Source organism: Streptomyces netropsis, assembly GCF_014203545.1.
Taxonomy (GTDB): Bacteria; Actinomycetota; Actinomycetes; order Streptomycetales; family Streptomycetaceae; genus Streptomyces; species Streptomyces netropsis.
The window spans coordinates 1-13,299 of the sequence record NZ_JACHJG010000002.1 but is presented as its reverse complement, the minus strand read 5'-3'; the positions used below and the strand labels follow the sequence as shown (position 1 = coordinate 13,299).

General features: G+C 71.0%; 15 protein-coding genes and 1 pseudogene. 1 reads left to right on the top strand and 15 read right to left on the bottom strand.

Annotation, left to right across the window (positions count from 1 at the left end):
* Positions 1-148: 148 nt before the first annotated feature.
* Positions 149-571, top strand: coding sequence for a spore germination protein GerW family protein (locus FHS38_RS05110; protein WP_184731229.1), 423 nt, complete (start codon positions 149-151; stop codon positions 569-571).
* Positions 572-589: 18 nt separating this feature from the next.
* On the opposite strand, the gene FHS38_RS05105 is transcribed toward FHS38_RS05110, so the two are convergent.
* From FHS38_RS05105 to FHS38_RS05035, 15 genes and pseudogenes are all read right to left on the bottom strand, one after another.
* Positions 590-1,288, bottom strand: coding sequence for an ABC transporter ATP-binding protein (locus FHS38_RS05105; protein WP_184731227.1), 699 nt, complete (start codon positions 1,286-1,288; stop codon positions 590-592).
* Complete coding sequence (locus FHS38_RS05100; RefSeq protein ID WP_184732169.1) at positions 1,281-2,180, bottom strand: ABC transporter ATP-binding protein; 900 nt, start codon at positions 2,178-2,180, stop codon at positions 1,281-1,283. The genes FHS38_RS05105 and FHS38_RS05100 overlap by 8 nt, the downstream gene beginning before the upstream one ends.
* A 116-nt stretch (positions 2,181-2,296) precedes the next feature.
* Positions 2,297-3,259 (bottom strand): ABC transporter permease, encoded by a 963-nt coding sequence (locus FHS38_RS05095; protein WP_184731225.1) that lies wholly within the window; start codon positions 3,257-3,259, stop codon positions 2,297-2,299.
* The gene (locus tag FHS38_RS05090; RefSeq protein WP_184731224.1) at positions 3,252-4,217 is read right to left on the bottom strand and encodes an ABC transporter permease; all 966 of its coding nucleotides are present in this window, start codon (positions 4,215-4,217) and stop codon (positions 3,252-3,254) included. The genes FHS38_RS05095 and FHS38_RS05090 overlap by 8 nt, the downstream gene beginning before the upstream one ends.
* A 23-nt stretch (positions 4,218-4,240) precedes the next feature.
* Complete coding sequence (locus tag FHS38_RS05085) at positions 4,241-5,848, bottom strand: ABC transporter substrate-binding protein (protein WP_184731222.1); 1,608 nt, start codon at positions 5,846-5,848, stop codon at positions 4,241-4,243.
* A 185-nt stretch (positions 5,849-6,033) separates the two neighbouring features.
* Positions 6,034-7,206: a site-specific integrase gene (locus FHS38_RS05080; RefSeq protein ID WP_184731220.1), complete on the bottom strand. Its 1,173-nt coding sequence runs from the start codon at positions 7,204-7,206 to the stop codon at positions 6,034-6,036.
* A 68-nt stretch (positions 7,207-7,274) separates the two neighbouring features.
* Positions 7,275-7,490: a helix-turn-helix domain-containing protein gene (locus tag FHS38_RS05075; RefSeq protein WP_184731218.1), complete on the bottom strand. Its 216-nt coding sequence runs from the start codon at positions 7,488-7,490 to the stop codon at positions 7,275-7,277.
* Between the two features lie 143 nt (positions 7,491-7,633).
* Positions 7,634-8,882, bottom strand: a pseudogene (locus tag FHS38_RS05070) (DUF3631 domain-containing protein).
* Positions 8,883-9,237: 355 nt separating this feature from the next.
* The gene (locus FHS38_RS05065; protein WP_184731216.1) at positions 9,238-10,140 is read right to left on the bottom strand and encodes a bifunctional DNA primase/polymerase; all 903 of its coding nucleotides are present in this window, start codon (positions 10,138-10,140) and stop codon (positions 9,238-9,240) included.
* On the bottom strand, positions 10,137-10,823 hold the full coding sequence (locus FHS38_RS05060) for a DNA cytosine methyltransferase (protein ID WP_184731214.1): 687 nt from the start codon (positions 10,821-10,823) through the stop codon (positions 10,137-10,139). The genes FHS38_RS05065 and FHS38_RS05060 overlap by 4 nt, the downstream gene beginning before the upstream one ends.
* 89 nt (positions 10,824-10,912) lie before the next feature.
* Complete coding sequence (locus FHS38_RS05055; protein ID WP_184731212.1) at positions 10,913-11,527, bottom strand: hypothetical protein; 615 nt, start codon at positions 11,525-11,527, stop codon at positions 10,913-10,915.
* Positions 11,528-11,550: 23 nt separating this feature from the next.
* Complete coding sequence (locus FHS38_RS05050; RefSeq protein WP_184731210.1) at positions 11,551-11,880, bottom strand: hypothetical protein; 330 nt, start codon at positions 11,878-11,880, stop codon at positions 11,551-11,553.
* Positions 11,877-12,038 carry a hypothetical protein gene (locus FHS38_RS05045; RefSeq protein WP_184731208.1) on the bottom strand — a complete coding sequence of 54 codons (162 nt, stop codon included), beginning with the start codon at positions 12,036-12,038 and terminating at the stop codon, positions 11,877-11,879. Before FHS38_RS05045 ends, FHS38_RS05050 begins: the two co-directional genes overlap by 4 nt.
* 22 nt (positions 12,039-12,060) lie before the next feature.
* Complete coding sequence (locus tag FHS38_RS05040; protein ID WP_184731206.1) at positions 12,061-12,375, bottom strand: hypothetical protein; 315 nt, start codon at positions 12,373-12,375, stop codon at positions 12,061-12,063.
* 420 nt (positions 12,376-12,795) lie between these two features.
* The coding region (locus FHS38_RS05035; RefSeq protein WP_221494659.1) for a hypothetical protein at positions 12,796-13,299 on the bottom strand (504 nt) is incomplete at its 5' end.

Below are 13,299 nucleotides of genomic sequence, written 5' to 3'. Positions count from 1 at the left end.
CCACAACGCCGTTGCCCGCACCGGCAGAGGTCGGCAGAATGGCGGGCATGGCCGAGCCCTCTGTCATACGGCTGCTGTGCGACGTCACGCCTGCGGATGACGGGGCTGCGGGCGGCACCGCGTTACGCGACGCCCTCGGAGGCACCCGATGACCGCCCCGGACGAGACAGCCCTGCCCATCCCGTCGGCGAACATGACCGCCGCCCACGCCTCCGTCGCCATGATGGAGCGTCTGGCCAACGGGGTCGGCAGCCGGGCCTCGGTGACGGTCGTCTACGGCGAGCCCGTCACCGCGGCGGGTGTCACCGTCATCCCGGTCGCCAAGGTCGGCTTCGGCTTCGGTGGTGGTACGGGAAGCGAGGCCGGAGCTGCCAAGGCGAGCGACGGCGGCGGAGGAGGCGGAAAAGCCAGCGCTCGGCCCTGCGGCTTCATCGAGATCAAGAACGGCTCCGCCACCTACAAACCACTCCGGAATCCCTGGCTGGATGTCCTCGTACCGCTCGCCGCTCTCGTGGCGGGCACCGCCGTCCCAGGACTCGCACGCCGCCTTGCCGAGCGCCGCCTCAAGTGAGCAGGCGCCACGCCGAGCTCAGGCGCCGGACGGCTTGTTCTTCGGCGGGCTCGGGTTTTCGGCCTGGGTGAGCTCGGTCCAGTGGACCGTGCGGTCGCACCAGCGGTTCAGCAGCGTGCGGTCGTGGCCGACGGTGAGGAGGCCCGCGCCGCTCTCGCGGCGGTAGTCCTCGACGGCGGCGACCAGGGCGGCGGTCGTGGAGGCGTCCAGCATCGCCGTCATCTCGTCGCAGATCAGCCAGCGCGGGCGCAGGACGAGGGCCCTGGCCAGGCAGGCCCGTTGCAGCTGGCCGTCGCTGACCTCGTGCGGCCGGCGGCCGAGCAGTTCCGCCGAGAGTCCGACCCGCCCGGCCAGCTCGACCACCCTCTCCTCGGCGCCCGTCCGCCGCCCGGCCGCACGCAGCGGCTCGGCGATCAGGTCGGTGAGTCGCAGCCGCGGATCGGCGGCTTGGCGCGGCTGCTGGAACACCACGCCGAAGGCGGTGCGCTGCTCGCGCGGGGCCCGGTGCCGCCAGGCCCGGACACTCTCGCCGTCGATGAGATACGTGCCGGAGTCGGGCCGGTGCACCAGGGAGGCGACCCGAGCCAGGGTGGACTTGCCGCAGCCGCTGGGGCCGAGCAGCCCCACGGCCTCCCCCGGCTCGACGGTCAGCGAGACGTCCCGGACCACGGGTGCGCGCCGGTCGTACCCGGCGGTGATGCGGTGGAGTTCAAGCACGCGTCGGCTCCTGCGGGTGGTGGCAGGCCGTGCCGTTCCGCAACGCGGGGACGGTCTCGCAGGTCGTCGTCGCGTGCCCGCAGCGGGCGGCGAAGGCGCAGCCCGTGGGCAGCGCGCCGAGTTCCGGGGGCATGCCGGGGATGGGGGTGAAGGCGCGCTCGGGCAGGGCGTCGAGCAGGCCGCGGGCGTAGGGGTGGCGGGGGCCGGGCTCGCCGAAGAAGGCGGGTGCGTCGGTGAGTTCGACGATGCGGCCCGCGTACATCACGGCGACGCGGTCGGCGATCCGTTCGGCCGCCGCGAGGTCGTGGGTGATCATCAGCAGCGCGTGGCCCGCGTCCGCGTGGCGGCGCAGCTCGTCGACCGTGCGGTCGACGAGATCGCGGTCGAGGCCGGTGGTCGGTTCGTCGGCGAGCAGCAAGGGGGCGTCGCCGACGAGGGCGAGCGCGGTGGCGGCGCGCTGGGCGAGGCCGCCGGAGAGCTGGTGGGGGTAGCGGTCGAGGTGGTCGGCGGGGAACGCCGCCCGCTCGGCGGCGGCCTCGGCCCGGGCCCGCAGCCCGCTCCCGCGGGCGCCGGTCAGCTCCCGGACGGTCTCCTGGAGTTGCGAGCGCACGGTGCGCACGGGGGTGAGGTGCGCGGAGGGGCTCTGCGGTACGAGGCCGACGCGGCGGCCCCGGACCGTGCGGGCGAGCGTCCGCTCGTCGGCCGCGAGGAGGTCGAGGCCGCCGACGACGGCCCGGCCCGCGGTCTGCGCGTTCGCGGGCAGCAGCCCGAGCAGCGCGGACGCGAGGACGGACTTGCCGCAGCCGCTCTCGCCGACGAGCGCGAGGCACTCGCCCCGCCGGAGCCGGAACGACGCGTCGGTGACGGCGGCGATCTGCCGGCCTCCCCGCATGCGGAACCGTACGGACAGACCGCTGACGTCCAGTACGGGGTCGTCCGCGGCGGGAAGGGGAGCGCCCGCCCCGCCCTCTCGCCGCGTGTCCTCGCACGCCGGACGGGATGACGTCGTCACAGCATCAGCTCCGATCGGCGGCGCGGGTTGAGCCGTTCGCGCCAGGCGCCGGCCAGGCCCGCTATCGCGAGGGTGGGGATGATGATGAACAGTCCCGGGAACAGGGTCGGCCACCAGTCGCCCGCGAGCAGGGAGCCGCGTGCGGCCTGGACCATGTTGCCGAGGCTGGCCTCGTGGGTGGGCAGGCCCAGGCCGAGGAAGGACAGCGCGGACTCGTGCCAGATGGCGTGCGGGATCATCAGCACCGCCGCGAGTCCGGCCTGGGGCAGGACCCCGGGCAGCAGATGCCGGACGGTGATCCGCAGGCGGGAGGAGCCGCCGGAGATCGCCGCGTCGATGTACGGGCGGGAGCGCAGCGACAGCACCTCGGCCCGTACGATCCGGGCCGTGGACAGCCAGTGGGTGAGCGCCACCGACGCGACCACGGGCCACAGGCCGGGCCGGAACATCGCCACGATGAAGACGCCCAGCAGCAGGTGCGGGACGGACGAGAAGACGTCGACGAGGCGCATCACGACCCGGTCGGCCCAGCCGCCGAGCGCACCCGCGAGGGCGCCGACCACGGTGCCGACGACGGTCGCGGCGAGCCCGGCCACGACGCCGACGAGCAGCGAGATCCGCAGCCCGTAGACGCAGCGCAGCAGCAGGTCCCGGCCGACCTCGTCGGTGCCGAACGGGTGTGACCACGACGGTGGCAGGAGCTTCGAGCCCAGGTCCACGGCCTGCTCGTCGAGCGGCACCAGCGCGGGTACGGCGAGGACGGTGAGGACGACCACGGCGACGAGGACGGCGGAGGTACGCGTGCGCAGCGCGCGCGTACCGCGCCGGGCGGCCCCGCCCCGGGCCCGGGTCCCGGCACCGGGCGAACGCCAGACGGTCGGCACCTCGGGTACCGATCCGGTCGCCGCGTCCGGCGGCGGCTTCGTCGCCCCCTCGGGCGTGCTTCCCGTCTCAGCCATCGAATCCCACCCTCGGGTCGGCCAGTCCGTACAGCAGGTCGGACAGCAGGTTGCCCACCAGGACCGCGGCCGTGGCCAGCACGGTCAGGGCGGCCAGCAGCGGGAAGTCGACGCTCGTGGCGGCCTGCACGGTCGCGGCGGCGATGCCGGGCCAGCTGAAGACGGTCTCGACGAGCAGCGCACCGGTGATCAGCTCGGGTACGCGGGAGCCGACGAGGGTGAGGACCGGCAGCAGTCCCGAGCGCAGTGCGTGGCCGAGCAGGACGGTGCGTTCGCGCAGCCCACGCGCGCGTGCCCCGCGCACCGGGTCCTCTTCCAGGGCGTCGCCGACGCCTTGGCGCACGTACAGCACGAACCAGGGCAGTTGGGAGACGGCGAGCACCACGGCGGGCAGGACGACGTGCGAGGCGACCTGCCCGGCCGTGGCGACGTCGCTGCCGGTGTCGGTGAGACCGCCGGCCGGGAGGGCGCCGAGCTTGAGGGCGAAGAACCAGATCGCGAGCAGTCCGAGCCAGAACGGCGGTGCCGCCTCCAGCGTGTACGAAAGGGACGTCACGATCCGGTCCAGGAGTCCGCCGCGGCGGCGCGCGGCGAGCACGCCCAGTGCCGTGCCCACGGTGACGGCCAGCGCGAAGGCGACGGCGCACAGCAGGACGGACCAGCCGATGCGTTCGCCGATGACGTCGGCGACGGGCTGGCGCAGGGTGCTGGAGTCGCCGAGGTCACCGGTCACGGCGGAGGTGACCCAGTCCCACCAGCGGGCGACGAACGGCCGGTCGGCGCCGAGGTTCTCGCGCAGCTGGTCGAAGACGTCCTGGCCGGCGCCGAGACCGGCCGATCCGGCGTACGCCTTGGCGGGGTCGAACGGCGAGGCGGCGGCGATCGCGAAGACACCGAAGGTCACGACGGCGAGCACGGGGACGGCGAGCAGCAGCCGCCGTCCCGCCATGCGTGCCATCGGCCCCCAGGGAAGCCGGGAGGTCACTTCTTCGGCTGCCAGTCCTCGACGTTCCACCAGGGCCCCGCGCCGAGGCCGTGGTCGTGCGGCTCGACCTGGGTGGTGAGGCCCTGCCAGCCGTCGTTCATGACGTAGAGGTGGTCGACGTGGGTGAGGAAGACGTAGCCGGGGTCGGCGGCGAGGTCGCGCTGGACCTTGTCGTACGCGGCCTTGCGGGCACCCTTGTCGCCGCTGCGACGGCCGTCCTCCAGGGCCTTGTCGACGTCGGGGTTGTCGTAGGCGGCCATGTTGTTGAAGCCGTCGAGGGCGAGCGAGGAGTGCAGCAGGTTGTAGAGGTCGAAGTCGGGGTCGGCGGGGTTGCCGCCGCCGGCGAGGACCGCGTCGTTCTTCATGCGCGGCTCGATGACCTCCCAGGTGCCGCTCTGCACCTCGGCCTTGATGCCGGCCTTCTTGGCGTCCGAGGCGAAGGCGAGGGCGTGCTCCTGGCGGAGCTTGTCACCGGCGGGGAACCAGAGGGTGAACTTGGCGGGCTGCCCGTCCTTCTCCCGGATGCCTTCGTCGCCGGGGGTCCAGCCCGCGTCGTCGAGCAGCTTCTTGGCCTTGTCCAGGTCGTGCCGGCGCTCGGTGCCCTTGGCGAACCACTCGCTGTCGGTGGGGACCGGGCCGTAGCCGGCCTTGCCCGCGCCTTCGAGGAGCTTGTCGACCATGGCCTCGCGGTCGACGGCGAGGTCGAGGGCGCGGCGGACGGCCACGTCGCCGGTGACCTTGTTCGCGGTGGGCAGGGTGACGCCGCGGAAGTCGGTGGTGCGGGCGGTGACGGTCCGCTTGGACTTGTCGCCCTTGAAGCCCTTGACGAGGTTGGGCGGCAGGATCGCGCCGTCGAGGTCGCCGGTCCGCAGCCGGGTGGCGCGGATGTCGTCGTCCTTGATGATCGCCATGGTGAGCTTCTTGATCTTCGGCTCACCGCCCCAGTAGCCGGGGTTGGCCTTGAAGCTCAGCTTCTCGCCCTTGCTCCAGCCGGTGAGGACGTAGGGGCCGGTGCCGATCGGCCGGGTGTTGAAGGAGCCGGAGTTGACGTCCTGGCCCTTGGCCGCGTGCTCGGGCGCGATGGGCAGGACGGTGCGCTCGGCGAAGGGCGCGTAGGGGTATTTGAGCGTGAAGACGACGGTGTCGTCGCCGTCGGCGGTGACGCGGTCGATGGCGTCGAGTTCGCCCTTGGCGGCGTTGTTGGTCTTCTCGTCGAGAATGGTCCGGTAGGTGAAGACGACGTCCTTGGCGGAGAAGGGCTTGCCGTCGCTGAACTTCACGCCCGTGCGGAGCTTGTACGTGTACGTACGCCCGTCGTCGGTGATCTTCGGCAGCTCGGCGGCGAGAGCCGGCTGGAGCTTCATGGCGGCATCCCGGCGGAGCAGCCCGTCGAAGATCTTGGAATTGCCGTCCTTGCCGTAGCCGAGGAGGGGGCTGAGCGTCTCGGGTTCGTTGGCGAGGCCGACGACCAGGGAGTCCTTGCCTCCCTTGGCACCGTCACTTCCGCCGTCGCCACCGCCGGGCGTCGAGCAGGCCGCCGCGCCGGCCGTCAGTACCGCTGCCATGGCCGTGGCGGCCACTCCCCGAATGGACCGGGCCGTCATGCCCATACCTCTACTCACGCACTCTCACGTACTCAAGATCAACCGCTATTGCGAATTCCTCGCAATTAAACAGCACGTAGAAGAGCGGGGCTCCCCCGCCTAGCCATCAGCGCACGTCACAGGGCTGGACGCAGCATCGTGCCGGAGCGCAGGGAGCCAAACGGGGAGCCACAGAGGTACTGGCGCTACGGAGCGCCCGCAGCGTCCTCAGCCCCTCCGAAGATCTCGTCCATCACCTCTGCACCCTCTGTGATCACCGGACGTAGCTGCTTGCGATAGACCCGCTCTGTAGTGCTGCTGCCACTGTGTCCCACGACGCGGGCGATGGCCTCGATCGGGGTGCCGTGGTCCGACAGGATGGATACCAGGCTTGTCCGTAGCTCCCGCGTGGTCCAGTCATTCGGCTTCTCGAACCCCGCGTCCGTCAGCAGTTCCCTGAAGTGCCGAAGGACGTTGATGGCGTCGCGCTGCTCGCCGGTCTCGTTCGGGAAGACCAGGCTTTCCTCGCTCCAGGGCCCTTCGTGTTCTTGCATCTGCTGCCGCTTGTACGCCTTCATCACAGAGGCGGCCCGGTGCGGCATGCGGAGTGACCGGCGGCTCTTCCTCGTCTTTGTGTCACCGTGCCGGCGGACGGAGCGCCACACATCGACGTGCGGCGGTACTCCGTCCAGTCCGGCGAAGTGCACGTGCCTCCACATCAGAGGCCTCTCCTCTTCCGTCCGCACGCCGACGAGGAGCGCCAGGACAACGTAGGCGTGGATCCAGGTCCCTTCCCTGGCGCGAAGGACTGCCTCCGCCTGTTCCAGGCTCAGCGACTTACTCGGACGCCCTGGCCGTCCCTTGGGTAGTTCGACAAGTTCGGCAACGTTTCGGAGCACCTTCTTTCTGCGCTGGGCATGGCGGATCGAGCGGCGCAGGATCGAGAGCAGCATTTTCAGCGACTGGTCGGCGAGAACCTCGGCCTGGGCTTCCAGCCACTCGTCCAGGTCCTCCACCTCCAGTCCACGTAACTTGGCTTTGCCCAGATCCGGTATGAGGTGGTTGCGCGAGAGACTCCGATAGGTCTTGATACTGCGCTCTTCCCGTCCCTTCAGCCCGTTGGTGAACCATGCCTCTACCGCCTGCTCGACGGTGTAGTTGGCGGAGGGCTTAACGTCCGCTTCCAGATCCTTTTTGAGGTCCTTGAGCTTGCGGCGCACTTCCGTCTTGGTCTTGCCGGAGACCTTGGCGCGGCTACGTTTACCAGCCGCGGTGTAGCCGAGCGATATAGCGCCCACATAGCGGTTCTTGGACTTGTCCCAATAGATCGAGTCTTCCCCGTTGCCGGCTCTACGGGTCCGCTCAGGAACCTCGGTCATGCGATGCCTTTCCATGAGGAGCGGGGCCACACCTAGCGTGTGGCCCCGCGGTGCTGCGAGTTATCCGGTCAGACAGCCGCTTCAGCCTCGTTCTTGAGGAGTGCGACGTACTCGTCGATGTACTCGGTCGGTACAAGTCGACGCCGGCCGATACGAACAGTGCGGAGTCGCCCGAGGCGGATTTCCTCGTAGGCGGTGGACCGCTTCACCCCGAGGAGCAAGGCGGCGGCTTCGACGCAGTGAAGGCGGCAGGGAATCGTGGAGGCGGCAGGGGCCGTGTCCATGTGGCTGTATCTCTCCCTCGTTACGCTGGGGTTGGGGGCCAGGCACTCTTCTCCCAAGTCCGCTACATCCGCTACATCCGCTACAGAGCAGGTCAGGGGCCTGTTTGTGTAGCGGATGCGTGGGGTGTAGTGGATAGGGAGTGCTACGCGGTGCGGGCGGCGGTAGCGGCTTCGGCAGGGATGTAGCGGATGCCGGGAAGCTCATCCGCTACATCTGCACCGTGCGTGACCTGGGGTGTAGCGGGTGTAGCGGATGTAGCGGACTTCTCAGGGGGTGGTGGGCAGTACCGGGCCCACGCGTCGGTGAGGTCCTCGGCGTAGTAGCCCCGGGGGACGCCGGCTGCTGTGCGGATCGGGCGCGGCTTGATCGGTTTGTTGGCCTCGGTGACATAGAGGCTGAGCATTCGGGACAGGCCCCGGGAGGTCAGCGGTTTGCCGTTGTAGTCGCCCCACGGGGCGTCGTCCATGCCGTTGAGGCATTCGAGGATGACGGCCGTCGGCATCCGGTCAGCGCCGCAGAAGACGACGTCGCGGAGATCGGTGAGCAGCCGGATTCCGAGGGAGGCTTTGTCGTCCTCGGATGCTGCGGTGACCAGTTCGAGGCACGCGGCGCGGGCCCGTACAGGCCATGCGCCACCCGCGGCGTCGGCGACGGCGAGCAGTGGCTCCCATACGTCGGCGGGCCGGTCGGTGACGCCCTCCGGCATGGTCGGCCACGTGTCCTCGACGAACGGGCGGGCGGCGTCTGCCCAGCGGGCGAGTCGGTCGCGTAGGGCGTGGCCTTGCTTCTCGTGGATCCGCTGGCGGAACGGTTCAACCTTCTCGTTCCGGGCCCGGCGGCGCATGCGGATGATCACGGAGCGGGTCAGGATCGTGTCCGGCAAGGACCCCAGTCCGGCCATGGCGACAGCACAGTAGGAGGGGAATGCCTGGACTGTCTGGTTGGAGCCGTCGCCGACGCACCGGTAGGTGACGCCGGAGCGGCGGTGGCCGGCGTTGAGGAAGCCACGTAGTTCTTCGTTGTCCCCGGCCTTGGGGCCGAAGACGGTGTCGATCTCGTCGAAGAGGATCGTGGGGCGTCCGTCCGTGCGGGACACGGCCCGGAACAGGGCGGCGGCGGAGGCGTTGACGGCCACCATGGGGTAGGGGACGAGGGTTTCGACGATCTCCAGGGCCCGGCTCTTGCCGCTGCCCGGTTCCGGGGAGAGGAAGGCGAGCCGGGGGGGTGGAGTCGAAGCAGTCCAGCAGGTGTGCGTGCGCGTCCCACAGGACTACGGCGACGTAGGCCGCTTCGAGAGGGAAGACGTTGAAGCGGCGGTGGAACTTCTCGATCTCATCGAGCAGCGCGGCCCCGTCGATGTCGGGTGCGCCGGGCTTGTCGGGTGTGGTCACGCGGCGGCCCTCCGATGGGGTGCGGTGGTGGTCGCGAGGCGGTGGGGACAGTCGCCTACTCGGGCGCGGGCGGCCAGATCAGCGACTGCGGCACGGCCACGGGCGCGTTCGTGATGTCCGCAAGCACAGAGCCAGTCCGCGATGGGCACGCGTTCGAGCATGTCGCGGACGTGTAAGCCCGGTCGGATGCCAGTCACCGTGACCGTCAGCGGGTCAGGGCGAAGAGCTGAAAGGGCGCCCTGTCGGGCGGCGACCTTCGGCGCCCCACTCCCGTCGGGGGCCGAACTCTGTTTGGCGGGGCTGGGGTGGTCGGTGGGGGGTGTGGGGCTCTTAAGGGGGGGACGGGCGGGGGCGGTCATGCGGTCGGCCCGGGGTTGTGGGTGATGGACCAGTCCAGGGCGTTGGCGATGGCCGGCGTGCAGTCGCGCTCGGACAGCCCGGCCGCCTCCCCCGCCTCCTTAAGAGCGTCTTGGACCGTGCCGCGGTCGAGGTCTCCGGAGGCGACGAACCTCCCCAAGGCGCGGGCGGCCCGTACGAGGGTCAGGTTCCGGGTGCCCTCCCATGCCCCTGCAACGGCCGCTGCTTCGTTGCGCAGCGCGGCTGCGACGTAGGCGGGCACGTTGCGCGGAACGTGGACCGTGGGCGGGGTCTGCGGTGTGCGGGCGGGGTTGAGGAGGGAGGCCAGCCATGCGGGGAGCGGTCCGACGGGGGCGGGGTCGTCGATCTCGTACGCGCCCTGCGGGGTGATGCTGCCGGAGGCGACGACGTATCCGCCCCATGCCCGGGTGTCGATGAGGGCACCGAGCGTGCCCGCGGTGTTGCCGAGCCGGGCCCCCTCCGGGGAGCGGAAGTACAGGTGCGACCCGCCGGAGGGGGTCCGCACGGTGTGGGTGGTGGGGACGGGCTGTCCGGCGCGCTCGCAGAGCGCCGTGAAGGTCGTCATGCCGCACGGCATGTCCTTCATGCCCTTGTCGTTCTTGGGTACGTCCAGGTCGACGACGACGAGTCCGGCGGGGCCGGTGGCGATCCCTGCGTTGAACGGGCCGGTTTCCCAGCACCGGCGGATCTGTTCGGGGTCGGTGGTGGCGCGGTCCTCCCACTTGGCGTGGCCGTCCGCGCAGGCGCCGGTCCGCGGGCACCGGCTCTCGCCGTGCAGGGCGGGTCGCTTGCTGCCGGGGCGGAGCGGGAAGACGGGCCAGCCGTTCGCGGCGGCGTGCAGGGCACCCAGCCACGGGGAGTCGAAGGTGCTGGTGTTCATGCGGCGGCCCTCTTCTCGTGGGAGAGGTACTGGGTGGCGATCCAGTGGGTATAGGCCGGGGGGATCGCTTCGGCGATCTCCTTGCGGACGTCCGTCCAGTCGATGCCCATCGCGGCCTGCCATTCCGGGACGGTGCCCTTGCCGCCGCCGTCTCCGTAGACGGGGTAGTACGGGCCGTCGTAGTACCGGCCGTGCCGGTAGCCGCGGGTACGGCCCCGGTGCGGGAGATGAACCGGCGGGGTGAACGACCAGCCGGACGTCTCGAACTTGCGGTGCCGGGTGACACCGAGCCCGAACATCTCGCCGCACAGGACGACGTCGCGGCGGATCGGTGCGGGCATGACGTTCTCGATCGCCCACGGCCGCCCGGTGGACTCCATCGCGGCCCGGCCGGCGGGGATGAGGTCCGGGTACTCCCGGCCCTTGTTCGTGCCCTTGGTCAACGTGCTGTGGTGCTGGCAGGGCCACGAGGAGTGGATGAAGTCGAAGTCCGCGCCGTGCTCGCGTACGAACTCCACCGCGTCGGCCTGCACGAAGGGGAAGGGGTAGTTCGGCTGCGGGGCGATGTCGACACCGAGAACATCGAATCCGGCCCGGTGATAGCCGACCGCGGCGCCGCCGGCACCGCAACAGGCGTCCAGAACTCGCGGGCGGGATCGCCGTAAGAGGGCGTGTTGGGTCATGCTGGGGTTCTCCTGTTCCTTCGGGAACGGGGGGTAGGGACCGGGGCGGTCGCACGTCTTTGGCGAGAGGGCGGCCGCCCCGGGCACAGCTAGAAGTCCGGCTTGGGGTGCGCCGGGCACGGGCCCTCGGTGACCTCGTCGCAGGTGCAGTGCCACAGACGGTCGTGTCCGTGGCGGCGCCAAGCGGCGTATTCCTGGCGGACGTACTCCCGGTATGCGCCCTGCTGGTAGGCGACCTCAGGGGGCATGGGGCCTGCGCCGAAGCCGTCGAGGTGGTCAGCGGAGGTGAATGTCACCGCCGCTTCCTCGGCAACCCACTCGGCGTCGGCTCCTACCTCCGGGGCCCACGGCTCGCCCTCACTCAGCGCGACCCGGTCGAGCAGCACCGCCTTCCGGAGCCTGTATTCGCGGTCGATGACCGGGGCGTATCCATCGGAGGCCGGGCGGTACCGGTCGCCCTGGTGGAGGCGCAAGGCCAGGGTCAGGACATCGGCCATCTCCGCCACGATGGGCGGCGCGTCGGCGTACGGCTCTTCCGCGGTGGACGGCGTGGTGTCGGGTCGGTGGTCGGCGGTGACGTACAGGCGAACCCGTCGTCCGTCGCGGGTGCGCTGGCGCACGGTGCTGGTGGTGAAGGCGGCGTTCAGAGCCTTGGCGATCTCGGGGGCGTCGGGTTCGGTGCAGATGACGCGGATCTCGAACACGGCTTTCCTCTCGGGGATCGGGGTTAGAACGGCGGTTCGTCGGAGTAGACGGAGCGCCGCATGCGGCGCGCGTGGAGGAGCGGTCGCGCCCAGCCCGGTGTCTTCGGGAGCCAGACCTTGGCGAGAGGCAGGAACGGGGCGCAGTCGCAGTCGTCGAAGTCCGGCTCATCCGAGTAGGGGGTGCCGCTCAGCACTTGGCCCTTGCCGCCGCAGTTGGCGCAGTGCGGGTCGGGCAGCCGGTGCAGGGCCAGGATCGGGCGCGGGCCGATGGATCGGCCGCTACGGCTGGTGGAGACCCAGCCGGACCAGCAGCGGACCGCGAGACGGTGACGGGCGAGCGTACGGCGGATCACGCGGCGCCCTCCTGTGCGATGGCGGTCTCCTCCGCCATGCCGTCGAGGATCAGGAGCAGGTCTCCGAGCTGGCGGAGGGTGATCTCGCGGGAGTAGGGCGCGGACCAGTGCCCGCAGTCCAGCTCTACGGTGACGACTTCTTCCAAGTCGGTGCTCACGTCAGTTCTCCGTTCGAGGCGCTTACTTGGACTTGGGGTTGAAGAGCTTGAGGCCGAGGCCGAGCGTGATCGGTCCGGAGAGGGAGCCGATGACCGCGGCGGTTCGCACCGCGAACTCGAAGAGGGCCAGGGCAGCGGCGACCATGCCCATGGCGGCGAAGGCGACGGCCAGGCCGATCAGGACCGGGCCGAGGTGGGACCGCGCCGGGCGGGCAGGGTCGGCGGTCTGGACGATGACGATCGGGCGTCCGTCGGCTTGTGCCTGGCGGAAGACGTCGGTGGGGATGTGCGGGGCCATCGGCCCTAACCGCCCGTCGGGCGGGGGTTCGTGGCGCATGCGGGTCTCCCTCGGTTGGGTGGTGCGGGGTTCAGGCGCCGAGCTTGCTGAGCGCGGACGCGCAGGCGAGCAGGAAGCGGTTGACCGTCGGGGCAGCGCCGGTGGAGGCGAGGCAGAACCCGAGCAACAGGGCGGCGAGACCGGGCCCGAAGTGGAGGCGTCCGGAGCGCAGGAGGACGACGACTCACGGTCACTGGGCGTGAGATTCGGTGGTGGGGCGTGTGGGGGTCCCACAGGCCCGGGGAAGACGGCCGGGTTCGGCCCGGGGGCGGCTACAGAGGGCTTTGGGGCGGGTTCCTGTGTGGGACCCCCACGCCCTCACATGCAGGTCAGTGCCTCCCCACGGCCGTGTGGTGGCCCACAGGCTGTGGGAGGCGCCGTGGTGGGCTCGTGTGGGGGTCTCCCCCACACGGCTGATGGCTACTGTCCGTTGCGGTACTGGGTGATGGCTTCGGCGAGGGTCTCGGCGAGGTAACCGGGTTTCGGCTCGCTGCCAGCTCCGGCGCGGACGGTGCCCTTGCCGGGCCGTTCGACTCCGACGGCGCGCAGGAGGCGCCCGAGTTCGGTGCCGAGGGCGGTGGCCTCCAGGCCGAGGCGGTCAGCGAGATCAGCGGTGTGCATCCGTCCGCCGGCGGCCAGGACGGCGTCGTGTGCGTCGCGCAGGAGTTGCGGGACGGGGTCGGGACGGTCGGCGGGTCCGCCGGTCTGCTCGATGACCGCGCCGAACTTCGCGCGGATCACGTTGCTCTCATCCGCCGCGCCGCTGGCCGGGGCCTGGCCGTTGCCGCCGGGGGTGGGTGGGGTGGTGCGGGTGGCGGCGAACATGGCCGCGAGGGCGTCTGCGCCGAACCGGCCGTTCGCGTCGGTGACGATGCCACGGTCTGCGCTGCCACCCGTACCCCCGGCCGGGGTGGCGGGAGCCGG